This is a genomic window from Fulvivirga sedimenti, assembly GCF_020328055.1.
Genome location: NZ_JAIXNE010000004.1, coordinates 179,371 through 196,359, shown reverse-complemented (window position 1 = coordinate 196,359; position 16,989 = coordinate 179,371). Strand labels below are relative to the sequence as shown.

Genomic DNA, 16,989 nt, shown 5'->3' with positions numbered 1-16,989 from the left:
TCGTATAGTTCCTAATTCTTATTGATATATCCGCACGTAATCAACCAGCATGGTTTGCGGGAAAACAGTTTCACTATTGGGCGGTCCAACGAATGATCCGCCAACGGCAAGATTTATAAGTATGTAAAAAGGCTTGTTAAATACCCATTCACCGGGTACATCGTCGGGTGTGATCTGATTGTACAGAACATCATCCACATAGAAATTCACAAATTTCGGCCCCCATTCGATTCCGAAAATATGGAACCCTGTATCAAAACGGTCGTTCTGAAGGTCATAGCTTTTCGTGATGGCATTACCGGCAGAATAACCCGGTCCGTGAACACTCCCTAACACAATAGTTGGAGCCTGGCCACGGTATTCCATGATGTCGATTTCGCCGGCTCCGGGCCACGGATTGGTGTCTATGTCTGCACCCAGCATCCAGAAGGCCGGCCACATGCCCTGACCGTAAGGCAGTCGCATACGCGCTTCAAACCGGCCATAGGTCTGCTCGAATTTGCCCTTGGTAATCAACCGCGCTGATGTGTATCCTGAGCCTTCAAAAGACTCTTTTTGTGCGGTGATCAGCAACATGCCGTTCTGAACTTCAACGTTTTCAGTTCGATCAGTGTAATACTGTAATTCATTATTACCCCAGCCATTGTTACCTGTGCCAATTTCATAGCTCCACAGGGACGGGTCGGGCGCGCCATCAACATCGAATTCATCCTGGAGGACGAGGTTTTTATAGGTAACGACGGTTTGCGTATCGTCGGAATTACATCCGGTTAATACTGAAATGATCAGTATCAGTCCGATTGATAAATACCGAAGAGATCTTAATCTGTCAGGTGTATTTTTACTCATCATCATAATTATTTATAGAAATACATGTTGTCGACCAGAATTTCCGTGATGTTGCCCGGAAGGGCAGGGTTTGTTCCGTCGGTGATAAAGAATATCTGGGCCAGATTATTTCGGCTTGAAAGACCAAAATCTGCCAGTGGGATATCAAAACTCAGCCAGGTTCTGGTCGATAATTCGTCAGCAGAAATTGTTACTCTTCCACTCGAGTCATCACCACCACCAAATTCTCCATCAGGGCCAAAATCTCCCAGCTCAATTGTAATGAAGTCCCCGCTTGCGATCGGGTTTTCTACCTGAATATCAACGTGCAGGTGTGTCATGCCTGATGCATTTACGGTCGGGTTCTTGAATTCAGTTGCAACAAAGTTCAGTTGCGTGTAACGGATAATGTTATCTCCACCGATATTCAGGTCTGCTCCGCCAAGGGTGGTCTGAAATGGTGCGAAGAAACCATTATAGAAGTCGACAGGTACATTGGTATAGGCATCGCTGAATATGGAAATAACATTTGCAGGGTCGCGTGTTGGGGTAGGTGCAGATACAAAATTTCCGAGTGATTCAATGGTAAGAGATCCTGCCGCCCGTACATTTCCCAACATTGCCGTGATGACGGCCTCACCTGCCCCTAAAATGGATACCTGTCCAATCTCATTAATCCTGGCCACATCCGGATTTGTTGATGTGAAGGTATAATAGGAGGGAGCAGGAGAAATAGTTTGATTCAGACCGTTGCCGAGATTGAAGGTTTGTGTCAGGCCAGGCATTGAGAAATTCACACCTATGAAGGCCTGAATGGACTCGTCGTTTCCATTCAGAATGGCAGGGCGGGATTGTGCGACTGTTCCAAGTTTTTCAAATTTCAGCTCATCAATCCAGAACGAATATCCCTGGCCATCTTCAGGTCCTTCGGCATACCAGAACATACCCTTCTGCAATGTCAGTTTAGATGGATCAGGAATGGGAATTGTATATTTCTTCCAGCCTGTACTTATTTGCAGATTGTTGATGGTTACCTGAAACTTGTTTTCTCCGAAATCATTTCCAAAGCCGATTTCATTGATCGTGGCGGCTTTACTGCCCCTTGCCCAGAAGGTGAGTGCGTCATAGCCCGTAAGGTTTCGGCCGCCGTAATCAGGGAAAATAGCCCCTGCAAATGACCCTGTAGGATCACCGACGTTGGGTACATCAAATCGCATGGAAGCGGAACCCTGATAGACTGTCTCATTGTCAACGGTGAAAGCATCGGGTTTGGAACCGTCAAAAGGAAGGTATTCCAGGCCTCCGCTGAATCCATCTATAAATACTTCAGGCCGATCCGGAAATTTAGCGAAATCCACATCATCTGATGGGTTTCGTTCGCAGCCCGAAAAAATCGCAGCGACGAATAAGACGGGGATACAAATGCCTGGTTTTAGAATTTTTAACTTCTTCATTGTCTGTCTACTTATTTCCCAATATTTATATTAACATATGTCCTGATTTCCCATTCATTTCCATTAGGAAATCCCACAGGGCTTACTATAGGAGCATTTGCAAATTCATTTGCAGTGGCATTCGGCAGGTAGCGGGGAGAATACTCATTTAATGAACGCCATGTAAATCGTAAGCCAAGCGTTGTGCTCGGTAATATGAACCAATCCTGCTTGGCGATTGAAGTTGATATATCAGCCATCACCTGAAGTGGGAAAGTGAGGTTGAAATCCCTGTGATAATCGAAAGGACCCCAATCGTTAAATTTCAGGTGTGATGTGAGTTTCATTGTTTTGTAAATCACCCGCACTTCACCTCCGTACCGCTCGACGGTTCGGGTATCAGGTCCGTTTGCCTGTCCGTTACCGCCATAGAGGTTGGCGATAATTCCTAATTCGGGATTGATTTTTGAAACAATTCTCGCATTCACTTCCCATAAGTCCAGTGCCGGGGGCGCTCCGTCGGCAGCAACAGGCACACGGCCGGTTCCGGGAAAAATAACGGCCGCATCCTGGGAGGTCGGCAAGTGTCGATAAACTACTCCTATACTCGCGGCAAATCTGGAATCTTCTGCCCTGTCATTGTCCCATTCGTACATCCATGTACCTGGTGTTGGGTCGAATGTCAGAAGTAATTCACCAGCAACTGTTTCCCTGTTGTTTCTAACCACAAACGGGTCATCCAGAATATTTCTAAGTCGTCCGGGATTTTGAACATCGCCTGGCATTGGGTCAACAAGAGGCTTTTGCCAGAGGAAATTTGGTGCGATTTGCCAGTTACCCACACTGTAGGTAAATCCGGTAAGGAAATTGTTTTGGTTTCCACTGCCGCTGTCCTTGAGTCTCCATCCTGTGAACGTTTGAGTATAGTCACCGCCACCGTTGGCTACCAATCCCATTGAAGCGGCCTGTGCATACCAGTTAATTTTACCAGCTGAATAGGACAGTTTAATTTTTCCGCCCCAGGTATCTGATGATTGAATTTTATCTACAAAGATTTCATAATCACCGTCACTTCCTCGCGTGAATTGGAATTCGCGTCCAACCAACGGCTGACCTCCCCAAATTCCTCCGGCTTGCACTTTCAATTTACCTAAAGAAGTTTCTACCGCCAGGGATGCCCGTCGTGTTCTCGGTTGCGGAACAGCAATGGAACTAACAGCTACCCCAGGCTCTTCAAGGTCCTCATGAAACATCCCTGAAAAGTTGAAATTCCCGACTTCCCGTGTGTATTTGAGCAAAACCGCAGGATTGGCTCCCCACCACAGTTCGCGGCCGTAGGCGACTTTCAAGCCTTCCAACATTTTCTTGCCTTCTATTTCCAGTCCCTGCGGAGCCAGTCCATTGTAGATGTCTATATTCGGACCGTAATTCGCTTCCGGATAGAGTCCGAAGAAATCACCTTCATATCCCCAGTGGTAATGCCCTGTACGGTAGAACCCGGTCAGGTTAAAATATTTGTTATTCCAACTGTATTCAGCCTGGTAAACCTGAAGTCGCCCGAGTGCGTCGAGTACAGCATTACCGGTAGGGGTGGTGACTGCCAGCGGCCTTCCCCGGTTTTCGTAGAAGATCTCATTAATGGGGTTTTGGGCCACATTACCGAGGATGTTAAAAGTAACATTTGCATGCACGTTGGCAGCCGGATTGGCTTCAACACCAACGAAAAAGGATTCCATATGATCGAACCCTAATTGGTTTGGAATGGTAGGGTTGTTCGGATCGGGTTGGTCAGGCGTTGTAATGAGTTTACCGCCGGTATTGTAGGTGCTGAATTCGGCACGAAGTTCACTTATACCAACGAGACTACCCCTTTCTCCAATCATAGCGGCTTTATCACCCCGGGCCCTGAGAACGGCATCCATTAACTGGATGCTGGAAAAATGATCTTCCAGCGTGCCCAATGTCACACCCTGTGCGAACGGATCAAAGGTATGTGCATCTTTCAAGGCGTAATATGCAGCTCTGGGATATAATTCATATAATCCCCGCGGACTCGTTTGCCCTTTTGCACATATACCAAACCACTCCTCATTCATATTATTCTCACCTTCAACCAAGTCAATTGTGTAGCCGCCGCCGACCCATGATGCATTATTATCATGAACATCGAGGTTCTTGGTTTGACCGAATTTCCACCAGCCATCACTAAATTGAAATGTGAAGCCGCCTATTGAATTGCCTACCTTACCTAATCCATAGGCATTTTCATAAATCTCTTTCCAGTTACCCAGCATATAATACGCCTGCGATTCCTGATCTTCCTGATTTTCTTTGGCATTGAAAGCGTCAGCGCCAAATTCAGTAAACATAATTGGTTTGTTCAATTGATCTTTCACCACCTGAAAGGCATCTCCAAATGAGATTCCACGGTACATGTTGGTGCCGTAAATGTCGATATCAGGGCATTCTTCCTTTATAATTTCAATGAAAAGCACATCCCCGTTACACATCGCGATGGGATGGGAAGTATCCATTCCTTTCATGGCCAGGGTTGCCTCATTAAACAACTTGTACATTGCTCTGGCACGTTCAGTGGATTTCCGGTCCTCTATAGGAATATCTTCGGTTTCCGCACCTCCCCAGAAAAGGCCATAGTTATTTTCATTGCCCAGTAGATACATCAAAAGGCCGGGTGTGTCCTTATAGTCATTTACCATTTGGGTTACTTCCGCCAGCAGTAATTCCCTGACACGTGGATCTGAATACTCTGTATTGGCCATCCATACACCATCTATCGTTAATCCATAGCGTCCAAAGGAGTGGTTGAGCATCGTATAAATGCCATAGTTTTCATAGATATACTGAATCCACCTGGCTGGAACACCTGTATATTGGCGGATTGTATTAACTCCCATGTTTTTGAGCATCGACATTTCCCGGTCCAATGCCGCTTTAATAATGTCATCCGGCTGATTCCATAGACTGTAGGAGAAGTTGGTTCCCACAGGGAAATAATCCCAGTTCATACCGTTGATCATGAAATCCTTGTCATTGACGACTAACTTCATGCCATTGCTATTTTCCAGGATGGTCACCCGATCAGCCTGTGCTTGCACGAATGTGGATGCCAACAGAAGAAGTAATGCTGAATAGATATTTTTCATATTCGGAAGGCGGTTTATTTTAAATTGATTCTATTCATTGCATTGAGACAAAACCTGTACGCCGTTAAATGCATATGTATAGAATTGATCGTAATTTGTTCTAAATTAACATCTCTTCCTAAAAAGAGACTACATCAATTTCCCACAAATACTACTACAAAACTATCACCAATAGCCCTTTATAAGGCTTATTTGCATATATTTACTATACAACATGTTATACATGAATGTGGTTATGAAATTTCTCAAGCAATTTTGTTGCGTAGCGATAATCCTTATTGGGGCCTTGAACATGCACGCCCAGGTAGGTAAGTACCCGATCAAGAACTTTACGCCTGAGGACTATCTTGCGGGTATCCAGAATATAGATTTCGCACAAAACCGGGACATGAATTTATTTGTGGCCAATAACCTTGGTGTGTTATCATTTAATGGAAGTGAATGGAAAACATATGCGCTGAACACTGGAAAAAAGCAACGGTCACTGGCATTTGATGAACATACCGGCAGGTTATATGTAGGGTCACAGGGTGATTTTGGCTATTTTGAAGGGAAGTGGAACTATGTTTCCCTTGTTGATGAGATACCGGAAGATGAGCGTGATTTTGATGAAGTCTGGAACGTATTTATCTTCAATTCTGATGTTTATTTCTGCACGTTTCAGGCAATTTTTGTTTTTGACGGCCAGTCTATTAAAACGATCCGTCATGAGCCTGGATTGAACAAGTCATTTTTTACAGGAAATAAAATCTTCACCCAGTCAGCCACCGGGAAACTGTTTGAAGTTAATGACCTTCAGCTGACGGAATCGTTTCCTCAAAAACGTCGTAATGATATAGTTGCCGGTATTATACCGAAGGACGAAGGGATTCTGGTGTTTTATAATTCAGGAGCCATAGAGTTCTCTGGTCCATTAGGTGTAGAGGAAGTTTTTCCGGAATTACAACAATCACTCGAAGGGAAATATGTAAATCATGTAACAGAATTATCAGATACACGGCTGGTCATTACAACACAACAGGAAGGAATTTATTTCTACGATCTGCAGTCAGGCGCCATTGAAAATATTTCGATTGAGGACGGCCTTCAGACTAATGCCTGTCTGAAAACTTTCCAGGATCATACGGGTAACCTATGGGTGGGTATGCAAAATGGTATTGCATTGATCGATATTAATTCAGCCTCAAGGCTGATTAATGAGGATATTAACCTGCAAGGCAGTGGCTACGAAGCATTTGAAACCGATGAGGGAACCTATTATACCACTTCAAACGGAATCTATTTCCTGGCAAATAATGCCGCCAGCAGTGTATTTCTTTCAGGTACGGAGGGGCCTGCCTACGGCATGCAGATTATCAATAATAAACTGTATGCAGGTCATCATACCGGATTATTTATTTTGGAAAATGGGCGTGCCAGACGGCGTGCCAGTACCGATGGATTGTGGCTTGTCCGTCAATTACGATCCAATCCGGGTTATGCTGTTGGAGGAACCTATTCCGGATTATTTCTATTCAGGTTCAATGAAAACGATGAGCTTGAAGGTGTTGGGAGGATAGGCGGGTTTAACGAATCAAGTCGATTTTTCGAGGAAGACCGAAAAGGGCGTATCTGGGTGGGGCAATTTTACAAGGGACTTTATCAACTGCAATTATCTGATGACCTTAAAACAGCCACGGTAAACAAAATTTCTGACTTGACAGGCTTACCTATAGACCGGCACTTGATTCTCAGCCGTATTGATGACGAGATTTATCTGGGAACTGAAAAGGGAATATACCGGCTTGATCAGACGACTGATGACATCGTAGAAGCTGATAATTTTAGTGAGGTGATTGGAAAGAACTGGGTCTATTTTCTGGCACAGGATAATCAGAAACATGTTCATGTATATACTGAAAATCTTGTTGGATTTTTTAAGCAGGTAAGTAAGAATAATTATGCCTACATTCCGTCATCTCTATTCCTTTTACGCAACTCTTTCAACAATGATCTGCTGAATGTGTCCAGGAATATTTCCAATGGCGTCGTGATGAATGCTAATGAAGGGTTTATTTATTATTACCCTCAATTTGAGACTCGTCTTGATCTGGAAAGAAAACCAATAGTCAAACAAATCTACAATGTGGGGGAAGATTCAATTTTGTTTGAACGACTGCCATTCAGGAATTATGAACCGGGATCTGATCCGATTTCCATTAGTCAGGGGACTAAGATTATTCAGTTCAAAGTAGAATCCTTCAACTTCAAAGGTGTGAATAATGCTCAATTCCGTTATTTTTTGAAGGGTTTTGATGATCACTATAGTGAATGGAGCAATACTGTTTTCAAAGAATACAATAACATAGGAGTAGGTGATTACGAGTTTTATGTGCAGACCCTCAATAATGTAGGTGAGCTTGTTACAAGTGACCCGATTTTTTTACGTGTTAGTCCGCCTTTTTACAAGAGTATACTTGCAAGGTTCATCTATTTGATATTAGCACTTGTCGGATTATATGTGTTTTATCGTCTTCAGCGGAAGTATTATAAATCCAAGGAGATAAAGCTGGAAGAGGATAAGAAAACTGCCCTGGCACAAAAGCAGTTTGAATTGAAGGAATTAAAGGAGGAACAGGTAAAGAGCGAGCTTCGACATGTGAACAACCTCCTGGCAGCCTCAACCATGAACCTGGTCGTAAAGAACGAATTCATGGAGAATATAAAAGAAGAGATCAAGTCGATCAAGGTGAAAGGTGATGTTGCAGAAACGCGCAAATCTCTTGACCGTTTAGTACGTGAAATTGATTCTACGCTGAAAGTTCAGGAAGACTGGAAGCAGTTTGAGCACCATTTTGATCGGGTCCATGGAGATTTTCTCACCAGGTTAACCACAGAATTCACAGACCTTACGCCGGGGGAGCAGAAACTTTGCGCCTTTTTACGACTAAATATGGATACCAAGGAGATTGCCAACCTGATGGGGGTCTCCCTCAGAGGCGTTGAAGTAGCCCGATACCGGCTTCGTAAGAAACTCGGACTCGATACCCATCAAAACCTTTCGAAGTTTGTGCTGGAATACTGACCAGAATTAATGATTTAATTCCTGGCCTGGCCACTGTATTAAATATCTTCCAGATTCCGCTTTCGCTTATCCCTGAGCTGTTTGTAGAACGTAGGGGTGAGTCCGGTAATCTTTTTGAATTGATTTGACAGATGGCCTACACTGCTGTAGTGGAGCATATTTGCAATCTCGGATAGGGTCAGTTCGTCATAAATCAACAGTTCTTTTACCCTTTCAATTTTATGTATGATAATATATTGCTGAATGGTAACGCCCTTTACTTCCGAAAAAATATTGGACAGATAGGTGTAGTCATAGTCTAATTTTTCAGCGATATAGTCGGAATAATTTACTTTCGGAAGTTCATCAGAATGATGGATCATTTCGATGATTACATTTTTGATTCGCTCAATCAGAATACTTTTCTTGTCATCCAGCAATTCAAGCCCCGACTTAAGAAGATTTGCTTTCAGAAGGGCCCGTTGTTCGGCCGTGATTTCCTCCAGTAATTCAACCACACCTAAATCTACGATCACATAATGAAGGCCGAGTTTTTTCAATTCCTCTTTTACCATCATTTTGCATCGCAAACTCACCATATACTTAACATACAACCTCATACTTCCTCTTTGCAGTCATGAATACCCAATTTAGCGTTTATTTCGCCAAAACGTGTGATAGATGTAACAATGAATTGGTGCTATGTAAGGCTTTATGTAGTTGTTAATCGCACCTTTGAGTTGTTGTAAAAATACTTTTACAATTAAAAATAAGATCATGGAACATTCTAAAGATCAAAAACCCGCTGCAGCCTTCAAAATGACAGGTGATTGGAAAGAACAATCTAAACAGTTGAAAGCAAAGTACTCACAATTAACAGATGAGGATTTGAAGTATGAAGCAGGTAAAGAAAATGACCTTTTTAAACGAGTGGAAAAACGACTCAATAAAAATCATGATGAGGTTGTAAACATCATCAGAAAAGTGCAGCCTGCACAGGCTTTATAAAAAGTCCGGTCAGCCAACACGAAGGGGGGGCAATCCCCCTTTTTATTTATTGATATTCAGGCCCATAATCAATGTCGAAACATAAACCAGGAAATCATGTCAAAGGAAAGAGAAGGCAAGGCGAAATCTGATAAGACGGCCCCTGCCAAAAACTTAAAGGAGAAGCGCGCTGCCAAGGAAGCGAAGCGTAAGAAGAAGCGAAGTGAAGATTAGATGATCAATTCCTCAATCGGGGAATTTATGATTGGTGGTCTTTAGGATAGTTATTGTACGAAGCAGAATAACATTATGAGCAAACGATTTTTCCAAAACAACTACATTGCCGGGGATGTGGTGTATGCCAAAACTGATCCCGGGAGAAAACTTGTTATCAGGCGGTATATTGACCAGGTATATTACTGTAACGTGGAAGATAACCGCGAAGGAAGGGAACTTGTCTATTTTGAGCGGGAACTGGTGGAAGACAGGAAATTAGCCGCAGAAAATAAAAAAGCCAGAATGGCAACAAAGTAATGGAAATTTTAAGAAGTTGGCGGGAACAAAAGGTCATGCTGAAGCGGAGGTTTTCCGTTTTATCAGATGAGGATTTTGAGTTTAAAGAAGGTCACCGTGACTGCATGCTGGAAAGGCTTTCGGTAAAGCTGGAGAAGACGCGGGCTGAACTTCAGTTAATTTTTGCAGAGCTGCAGACATATTAAAGAATCAGAACATAATTTAGGCTCCAGCGATCAGTCTTAAATACGTCGAGGAAAATGCCGGTTAGCATTTTTATTTTTTTGATATAAATTACGGTAAGCAAAGCAGGAGAGAATAACGGTAACAAATGCAACCAGTGCCATTTAGTGACCCCCATCTTTGACCATCAAATGCCCGGTTAGTGCCAGTAGTGTATTAAAGAAAAATTCTGCATACGCCGATTCGGTGAGCGGTCTCGATTTTTTCAGCCAGATCGCCAGCAGTCCTAGTCCCTTTGCCAGTGCCAGCGGGTACATGATATATGTAGGGAAACCCATACATGTATAAAACCAAAGGTGCATTCAGCTCCTCAATACATAGTTACTGGTTATATCGCTGACAGATGGAGTTCCGGCAAGCTGCATATCCCGAATCAATTCCGTCTTCAGAATTTCAAGGGCCAGTTCAACGCCCTGTTGTCCAAGTGCACCCAGTCCCCAGCAAAAAGGACGGCCGATACATACAGCCGATGCACCGAGGGCCAGTGCTTTAAAAATATCTGTTCCTCTCCGTATACCTCCGTCAATTAAAACGGGGAATGCTCCGTTCACTTCCTCTGCGACTTCCGGCAGACAATCGATGGTTGCCCGGTTGCTTTCCAGTTGTCTGCCCCCATGATTTGATACCACAATACCGTCGACGTTGTGTTGTACAGCCAGGCGGGCATCCTCCCTGGTAACAATCCCTTTGAGCACTATTTTCATATCACAGTTTTCCCGAAGCCAGCCGATCATTTCCCAGGTCATTCCGGGATCATTTATCCCCATACCTTCAGGTAAAATATCCCTGAAATTGCCCATTTCAATTTCTCCCGATTCGATCATTTTTGCGAGATTTGTTCCGTGGTTTTCCCTGTTTCCAAGAACAGGCGTATCAACCGTTAGGAAGCATACCTTGCAGCCAGCAGCCATAGCCCGGTCCAGCAACTTTTTAGTAATGGCACGATCTGAAGTTGGATAAAGCTGAAACCATAAATCCGCGCCTGATTCTTTTGCTATTTCGTTTACCGAGAAATTGGATACGGAAGAGACAATCATTTGATGATTTCTGTTTACAGCTGCTTTTGCGCTGGCAATTTCTCCATCGGGATGAAATACTTTCTGAAATCCTACCGGACAAAGGATGATGGGATTATCCAGTTCCTTGCCAAAAAGCTCGATTTTGGTGGAAATATTGCGGACATCGACTAATCTCCTGGGACGGATTTGGATGTTTCCGTATGCCTCGTGATTTGCCCGTACCGTCTTCAGGTCGTCGGCACCGCCATTCAGGTAGGACAAAGCATCTTCTCCCATAGCTTCGCCGGAAAGCTTTTCAAGGTCAAATATATTCTTCAGAAGGGCCAGATCTGCCTCCTGTATTTCCTCGAGTAACACGGGTCTGTCCTTGATATCACATCCGACATACGGTAATGCCAGCGCGAGAGAAGATAAACCCATCCACCGGATGAACTGTCTACGTTGGCTAATAATTGATTTGTTCGGATTATTCATTATCTGTTTTCAGGGGTTCGGGTTTCGTATTCATTTCTTTTTCAATCAGTGAAATAATTTCTACAATTCGTTTTCGCAGGGCGTAGGACTGTAAATTGGCAATCTCATTCAATAATTTGCCCCGGGCAACCAGATTTTCAAAAACGGGTATATCAAGAATTGCAAAAAGATTGTCGGCATGTTGAGATGGTGTGGCTTTGATACCCAGACTATCATTCCTGTCCAGTAAAAAGGCCGAAATAGAATTATTATTCCACCTGTAAATATCGATATTCCGGACATTGAAATTTAAAATGACAAACTGCATAAAATGATCATCCCTGAAACGAAGCCAGTTTTGTTCTTCTTCAGTGAGCTGTATGATTTCACTGGTCCATAGGGACAGTCTTTCTTTTAATTCCTGGTTTTGGAGAAGCTGTAATTTTCCCGAACCGATCAGATCATTGATGATCGGATCAAATGTAGGAGCAATGCCGAGTGTGGATACATGCGAGTATATGCTGTCGGTTGATCTTAATTCCGGGTGATCAATATAATCATACAGGCGTAACGAGGAATGTATGATGGATTTTCTGATACCAATTTTTTCGTCCAGCTGATCCAGGTTACTCATAAACTCCTGATGAAGTTGATTCAGTATTATTTGCTCCTGCTGACGATCCTTTCTTTGCTGATTCCACGAATTGATCTGAAGGGCGATGAGGATTCCGATCACAACCAAAACGATCTCACCTGAGGCATACAAAATATAGCGGGTAAATGAATTTTGCGTGAGAAGTTTGCGTCTGATTTTACGAAAGAGTGTGATCATAAAGATAGTAGGAAGGTGCTGATGATTCGCTTATTCAGGCTGTTGTTGGAAATGAATATTTAATTTGGAATGAATACAGTTGATAAGATACTATGTTCATGGAATAAATAGTTATTTGGGAGATTATTATTTTCTGAAATAGTATCGCGACAAATGAGCCGGAGTCATTTGATAAATCTGATTATCCTAAATTTTTCATCCAGTTGACGGGATTGTTCCTAATGTACCTTGAAATATTTCGGTAAGCCATTTCGTCCCGGATTATACGGTCATAATACCTGGATTGCCACATGAAATCCGGGTGAATTTTCCTGGCATTTTTTGTCACCCCGATTTTGTAACCCCGGATGATTGATGCCAGGTTTTTGGATTGTGGGCCGAAAATATTATTGGATTGTAATAATGGTTTTTTCGGCATGGCGACTAGAGGCGCAAGATCTTGCGCCTCCGCAGGATTGCCAATGTCCACAGGCCTGTCAATAATTATTATCCCATGCACATGATCCGGCATGATGACATGATTGCCCAATTTGACAAAAGGAAAATGATCCGGTATCGATAGCCAGCATTGGTCTGCCAATTTTCCGATTTCAGATAATTTCATCTTGCCATCCCGGACATTTCCAAACCAGTGAAACCTGTTTTTTGTGCATATGGTTACAAAATATGCCCCATTCCAGCCATAGTCCCAGTTTGATAAGCGGATTGTATCGATACGATATTTTCCTCTGAATAGACGAACCATAAACCTTAAGATTAAGCTTTGTGACGGTCACCGAATGTCCATATTCATTGTAAAATGTCTTTTTTTCTATTACTTAGTCTAATCAACAATAGTTTCCATTGTACTTAACCTTCAACCAATGATTACACACAATAAGATTAACTGGCCTTTCATTTTTAAATTCAGCTGGAAGAATATATTGTTCAGCCTGAGTGTAACTGTACTGGCCACCGTTCTTCATTTTAATTATGGTGTTAATTCATGGCAGATTCCAATGGCGATTATTGCTACGCTGGGTACGGCGCTGGCGATAATTCTGGGGTTCCGCAATGGTTCGGCATACGATCGCTGGTGGGAAGCACGGAAGATCTGGGGCGGAATGGTAAATGACAGTCGGTCCTATGCCCGACAGGTATTGTCAATGATTAATCTGGACAATGCCAATGATCCTGAAACCATTAAGTTGAAAGAGATTCAACGAGATATCGTCAATACTCACATAGGTTTCATCAATGCGCTCAAACTGCAGTTAAGAGGCATTGCTGATCAAGACATGTGGAATGATAAAGTTTACAGTACTCTGAATGAGCATACGCTGGCACAGGTCAGGGACAAATCGAATAAGGCAACGCAGCTGCTCATCCAGCAGGGAAAAAAACTGGAAGACTGTCAGCGTGCCGGACTCATCGATGACTTCCGTCATATGCAACTTGATAACACCCTTACGCGGTTTTCAGATTACCAGGGTAAATCGGAACGTATAAAAGGGACGCCTTTTCCGAAGGCTTACGAACTATTTAACAGTATCCTGCTTGACTTATTTATCCTGTTTCTTCCCTTTGCACTGTTGCCCATTTTCGATCAAATGAATGGTTGGTGGCTGGTCTTTCCTATTACGGTAATGATTTCATGGGCGTTTTACTCGATACACCGGTTGGGAATTCTAATTGCCAATCCGTTTGAAAACTTCAGATGGGACGTACCCCTGGATGCTATTTGCAATACAATCGAAATAGATATGCTTGAAGCTGTAGAATCCGATGTAATTCCGGAAAAACTGAAACCTGTTGATGGGGTGTTGATGTGAGGAAATTAATGATCTGTGCTGGCAGTCAGAAATTTGTTTACATCCAGCCAGTGGATGAATGCTTCAAACCAGCGATTACTGGTGCGATCCGGATTGCCGAGACCAAAACCGTGGCCGCCATTCTGATATAAATGGAACTCAACAGGTATGCCTGCCTTATACCAGGAATCAATCACTCCAAACTGACCTCGGAAAAGAAAATCATCCGTGGCGATCACGTTGAACATCGGCGGGGCGTCTTCAGGCACATCAACAGGTCCCATTCCACCATAGATAGGACCAATAAAAGCCAGCTTCATGGTCTTTGAATACAAGGTAGAATGCATGGTGAGGCCTGCACCGGCCGAGAAACCAATCATCCCGATTCTGTCGGTATCCACACCCCATTCTTCAGCACGGTCGACGATGATGGCATAGGCAGCTTCGGCATCTTCAAGCTGGTTGGAAAGATCCACTTGTGGCGGTCGGGAGGGAGGCGTATCGGATGAGTTATCTGAAGGTGCTGGTCTCGGACGGTTCATCCAGTCGGAAAAGTCCTCGAGTTTCTCCGCGGTAGGAAAGAGGCGGTATTTCAGGACAAAGGCAGCAATTCCCTGCTTTGCCAGCGCCTCTGCTACTTCCCATCCTTCGTTGCCCATGGATAGCCATCGGAAACCTCCGCCGGGAGCTACAATCACGGCTGCGCCTGTTGCTTTTTCCGGGTCTGGAAGGAAAGGAGTGAGGGTGGCAATTGAAATATTCCGAGCCATCGGATCTCCCCACTGCCGGAACCAGGTTTCGGGAGAAGTCTGGTCCTCCACGCCGCCAGTATTTAAAAGAATTGCATTTGGTTCATCAGGAGCTTCCAGGGGATAAATGGTTCCGTCCTGGGCGTTGATGGTCGAAGTGATACAGATTAAATACACTGCTATGGATAGCCAGTGAATTCGGGATTGAAAACCTTTCATTTGTATGCAGGTTTATGATTTATATGATGAGAAAGAATCAATTTAGTATAAATTCCATAAAATGACTTCAATCAAATGGAAGGGAATTAATTCTGAAAACCAAACAATGAATCAACAAACAAGCAGTTACAGCCTGAATACGGCAGACTTATGTGATTTAGAAAATTAGTTTATATTAGTAAAGGGCATATTCTTTGCTGTAGAACTATCAGGTTGTTATATCGTTAAGGCCATTGCCGGAAGACCGGTTTGAGCCTTTTGAACAGGAATTAAATGTTATGCATATATGAAATGGAATAATAAGTTCTTCCGGAAATTAAAATTACTTGCTGCGCTGATGCTGGTGTTTTTGTTGGTTCTGGCGACCAATATGATGGATAATCATCATTTTGAGGTTGTTAAGAAAACGCTTAAAACAGTTTATGAAGACCGGCTGGTAGCAAAAAATTATATTTTCCGAATGTCGGCACAACTCAAGCATAAGGAGCTGGCCATTATGACTGGGGATGAGGAACATATTCCTGAGGTTTTAACTACGGCCAATGATTCTTTACAGATTCTTATGGATCTGTATTCCGGCACAAAGCTCACTTCCAGGGAGGCCGGACTACTGCGAGATGTCCGTGATAAATTAGCCACGCTGGAAAAGGTTGAAAACCAGTGGGAAGCTATGGATGACAGTCTTCGGAATGATGTGACAAAACAGTACCAGGAAATTGAGAGCCTCCTTGCCAAACTATCAGAAATCCAGTTAACGGAAGGGAAGCGGCAGATTGAGTATTCAAACCGGGCAATTGCCAACAGTGATCTCATTTCGAAAATTGAGATCGGGGTATTGATTGCCATCGGCCTGATTGTGCAGATTCTGATTATCTATAAAGTGAACGGTTGAAAACCTACCTGCATTAACTATGTATTGATAAAAGTGGCTCTTTCTTTTAAATTATTTTATTGTCATTCTTCAGTGAAACTTTGACCAGTTAAATCCTTAATAGTGGGGTAGATCTTTGCCGGTTTATCACTATTTTCAAGAAACTCCCTGAACTCCCGGGCAAAAGCCACCCTCCTGTGTTTCCACCATTCCTGGGTTCCCTTATGATGAAAATAGCCGATCATCGTATTGCGATGACTTGACCAGAGCCGTTTGTCCAATACAGAAAGCTCGTGTTGATAATACATGTTTTCCCAATGCCTGAAGAGTTGTATGAACATGAAGTTGGAAGTTCTTTTTTCATTTTCTTCCAGTTCATCCCAGCCATTGCATGCCCTTTCCATCAATTCACCCAACTCGCTGTTTTCGATCATTTGTCTCAAATACTCCATGTTGGTCCTGTTTAATGAATCAGAGTAATTGGCTTTAACAGCAGTAGTATTTTTCTTTATCTGGTAGGCAAGAAAAAATACGGATAAGATGACTCCCAAACTTGCGACGGAATTTATGATAAGTTCGTAATCCATGTAAATCAATGTTTTAGGCTCATTACAACCTATATTGATAGCAAACAGCCGGTTATATTTAATTCTTAATCAATATAATATATTTGATTTAAGGAATTTGCCTTTGCTATTATGATTCACCTACAGGACCAGGCGGTTAAATCAACTTGTTTTTGTTCCCCGCGGTTGACGTTTCGCACAGTGAGAATAAGAGCTGCGGTCATACATCTTTAGTGTCAGACTCCATATCAGCCGAAAAAAGCTCGGTCCGAATGCTTA

16 protein-coding genes are annotated in these 16,989 nt (G+C 43.1%); 6 read left to right on the top strand and 10 right to left on the bottom strand.

Going from position 1 to position 16,989, the window contains the following annotated elements:
- Nucleotides 1-18: 18 nt before the first annotated feature.
- The 3 genes from LDX50_RS18930 to LDX50_RS18920 are packed head-to-tail and all read right to left on the bottom strand — an operon-like array spanning nt 19 to nt 5,425.
- Nucleotides 19-855 (bottom strand): glycoside hydrolase family 16 protein, encoded by an 837-nt coding sequence (locus tag LDX50_RS18930; RefSeq protein WP_225697769.1) that lies wholly within the window; start codon nt 853-855, stop codon nt 19-21.
- Between the two features lie 2 nt (nt 856-857).
- The gene (locus LDX50_RS18925) at nt 858-2,282 is read right to left on the bottom strand and encodes a hypothetical protein (RefSeq protein ID WP_225697768.1); all 1,425 of its coding nucleotides are present in this window, start codon (nt 2,280-2,282) and stop codon (nt 858-860) included.
- An 11-nt stretch (nt 2,283-2,293) separates the two neighbouring features.
- The gene (locus LDX50_RS18920) at nt 2,294-5,425 is read right to left on the bottom strand and encodes a glycoside hydrolase family 2 TIM barrel-domain containing protein (protein WP_225697767.1); all 3,132 of its coding nucleotides are present in this window, start codon (nt 5,423-5,425) and stop codon (nt 2,294-2,296) included.
- A gap of 292 nt (nt 5,426-5,717) precedes the next feature.
- Here LDX50_RS18920 and LDX50_RS18915 point away from each other — a divergent pair, with 292 nt between their 5' ends.
- Complete coding sequence (locus LDX50_RS18915; protein WP_225697766.1) at nt 5,718-8,489, top strand: hypothetical protein; 2,772 nt, start codon at nt 5,718-5,720, stop codon at nt 8,487-8,489.
- A 38-nt stretch (nt 8,490-8,527) separates the two neighbouring features.
- On the opposite strand, the gene LDX50_RS18910 is transcribed toward LDX50_RS18915, so the two are convergent.
- Nucleotides 8,528-9,088, bottom strand: a complete 561-nt coding sequence (locus LDX50_RS18910; RefSeq protein ID WP_225697765.1) for a helix-turn-helix domain-containing protein — start codon at nt 9,086-9,088, stop codon at nt 8,528-8,530.
- A 157-nt stretch (nt 9,089-9,245) separates the two neighbouring features.
- Between LDX50_RS18910 and LDX50_RS18905 the strand changes: the two genes are divergently transcribed.
- From LDX50_RS18905 to LDX50_RS18895, 3 genes are all read left to right on the top strand, one after another.
- On the top strand, nt 9,246-9,476 hold the full coding sequence (locus tag LDX50_RS18905; protein ID WP_225697764.1) for a hypothetical protein: 231 nt from the start codon (nt 9,246-9,248) through the stop codon (nt 9,474-9,476).
- 288 nt (nt 9,477-9,764) lie between these two features.
- Nucleotides 9,765-9,989: a hypothetical protein gene (locus tag LDX50_RS18900; protein ID WP_225697763.1), complete on the top strand. Its 225-nt coding sequence runs from the start codon at nt 9,765-9,767 to the stop codon at nt 9,987-9,989.
- On the top strand, nt 9,989-10,174 hold the full coding sequence (locus LDX50_RS18895; protein ID WP_225697762.1) for a hypothetical protein: 186 nt from the start codon (nt 9,989-9,991) through the stop codon (nt 10,172-10,174). Before LDX50_RS18900 ends, LDX50_RS18895 begins: the two co-directional genes overlap by 1 nt.
- Before the next feature lie 141 nt (nt 10,175-10,315).
- Here LDX50_RS18895 and LDX50_RS18890 read toward each other — a convergent pair whose 3' ends face one another.
- The 4 genes from LDX50_RS18890 to LDX50_RS18875 all read right to left on the bottom strand — a co-directional run bounded on the left by LDX50_RS18890 (nt 10,316) and on the right by LDX50_RS18875 (nt 13,260).
- Nucleotides 10,316-10,513, bottom strand: coding sequence for a hypothetical protein (locus LDX50_RS18890; RefSeq protein ID WP_225697761.1), 198 nt, complete (start codon nt 10,511-10,513; stop codon nt 10,316-10,318).
- The gene (locus tag LDX50_RS18885; protein WP_225697760.1) at nt 10,514-11,650 is read right to left on the bottom strand and encodes an alpha-hydroxy acid oxidase; all 1,137 of its coding nucleotides are present in this window, start codon (nt 11,648-11,650) and stop codon (nt 10,514-10,516) included.
- Nucleotides 11,651-11,696: 46 nt separating this feature from the next.
- Nucleotides 11,697-12,515 carry a DUF6090 family protein gene (locus LDX50_RS18880; RefSeq protein WP_225697759.1) on the bottom strand — a complete coding sequence of 273 codons (819 nt, stop codon included), beginning with the start codon at nt 12,513-12,515 and terminating at the stop codon, nt 11,697-11,699.
- 181 nt (nt 12,516-12,696) lie between these two features.
- Nucleotides 12,697-13,260, bottom strand: a complete 564-nt coding sequence (locus tag LDX50_RS18875; RefSeq protein WP_225697758.1) for a transposase — start codon at nt 13,258-13,260, stop codon at nt 12,697-12,699.
- A gap of 118 nt (nt 13,261-13,378) precedes the next feature.
- Between LDX50_RS18875 and LDX50_RS18870 the strand changes: the two genes are divergently transcribed.
- Nucleotides 13,379-14,326, top strand: a complete 948-nt coding sequence (locus LDX50_RS18870; RefSeq protein WP_225697757.1) for a bestrophin family protein — start codon at nt 13,379-13,381, stop codon at nt 14,324-14,326.
- A gap of 5 nt (nt 14,327-14,331) precedes the next feature.
- On the opposite strand, the gene LDX50_RS18865 is transcribed toward LDX50_RS18870, so the two are convergent.
- On the bottom strand, nt 14,332-15,273 hold the full coding sequence (locus LDX50_RS18865; protein WP_225697756.1) for an alpha/beta hydrolase: 942 nt from the start codon (nt 15,271-15,273) through the stop codon (nt 14,332-14,334).
- Nucleotides 15,274-15,559: 286 nt separating this feature from the next.
- Here LDX50_RS18865 and LDX50_RS18860 point away from each other — a divergent pair, with 286 nt between their 5' ends.
- Nucleotides 15,560-16,165: an MCP four helix bundle domain-containing protein gene (locus tag LDX50_RS18860; protein ID WP_225697755.1), complete on the top strand. Its 606-nt coding sequence runs from the start codon at nt 15,560-15,562 to the stop codon at nt 16,163-16,165.
- Nucleotides 16,166-16,227: 62 nt separating this feature from the next.
- Here LDX50_RS18860 and LDX50_RS18855 read toward each other — a convergent pair whose 3' ends face one another.
- Nucleotides 16,228-16,731 (bottom strand): hypothetical protein, encoded by a 504-nt coding sequence (locus LDX50_RS18855; RefSeq protein ID WP_225697754.1) that lies wholly within the window; start codon nt 16,729-16,731, stop codon nt 16,228-16,230.
- Between the last annotated feature and the right edge of the window lie 258 nt (nt 16,732-16,989).

Coding starts and splice junctions, on each gene's coding strand:
- LDX50_RS18885 (WP_225697760.1), bottom strand. CDS start 11,650: ATGGGTTTATCTTCTCTCGCGCTGGCATTACCGTATGTCGGATGTGAT.
- LDX50_RS18860 (WP_225697755.1), top strand. CDS start 15,560: ATGAAATGGAATAATAAGTTCTTCCGGAAATTAAAATTACTTGCTGCG.
- LDX50_RS18930 (WP_225697769.1), bottom strand. CDS start 855: ATGATGATGAGTAAAAATACACCTGACAGATTAAGATCTCTTCGGTAT.
- LDX50_RS18855 (WP_225697754.1), bottom strand. CDS start 16,731: ATGGATTACGAACTTATCATAAATTCCGTCGCAAGTTTGGGAGTCATC.
- LDX50_RS18895 (WP_225697762.1), top strand. CDS start 9,989: ATGGAAATTTTAAGAAGTTGGCGGGAACAAAAGGTCATGCTGAAGCGG.
- LDX50_RS18925 (WP_225697768.1), bottom strand. CDS start 2,282: ATGAAGAAGTTAAAAATTCTAAAACCAGGCATTTGTATCCCCGTCTTA.
- LDX50_RS18870 (WP_225697757.1), top strand. CDS start 13,379: ATGATTACACACAATAAGATTAACTGGCCTTTCATTTTTAAATTCAGC.
- LDX50_RS18905 (WP_225697764.1), top strand. CDS start 9,246: ATGGAACATTCTAAAGATCAAAAACCCGCTGCAGCCTTCAAAATGACA.
- LDX50_RS18910 (WP_225697765.1), bottom strand. CDS start 9,088: ATGAGGTTGTATGTTAAGTATATGGTGAGTTTGCGATGCAAAATGATG.
- LDX50_RS18880 (WP_225697759.1), bottom strand. CDS start 12,515: ATGATCACACTCTTTCGTAAAATCAGACGCAAACTTCTCACGCAAAAT.
- LDX50_RS18900 (WP_225697763.1), top strand. CDS start 9,765: ATGAGCAAACGATTTTTCCAAAACAACTACATTGCCGGGGATGTGGTG.
- LDX50_RS18915 (WP_225697766.1), top strand. CDS start 5,718: ATGCACGCCCAGGTAGGTAAGTACCCGATCAAGAACTTTACGCCTGAG.
- LDX50_RS18875 (WP_225697758.1), bottom strand. CDS start 13,260: ATGGTTCGTCTATTCAGAGGAAAATATCGTATCGATACAATCCGCTTA.
- LDX50_RS18920 (WP_225697767.1), bottom strand. CDS start 5,425: ATGAAAAATATCTATTCAGCATTACTTCTTCTGTTGGCATCCACATTC.
- LDX50_RS18865 (WP_225697756.1), bottom strand. CDS start 15,273: ATGAAAGGTTTTCAATCCCGAATTCACTGGCTATCCATAGCAGTGTAT.
- LDX50_RS18890 (WP_225697761.1), bottom strand. CDS start 10,513: ATGCACCTTTGGTTTTATACATGTATGGGTTTCCCTACATATATCATG.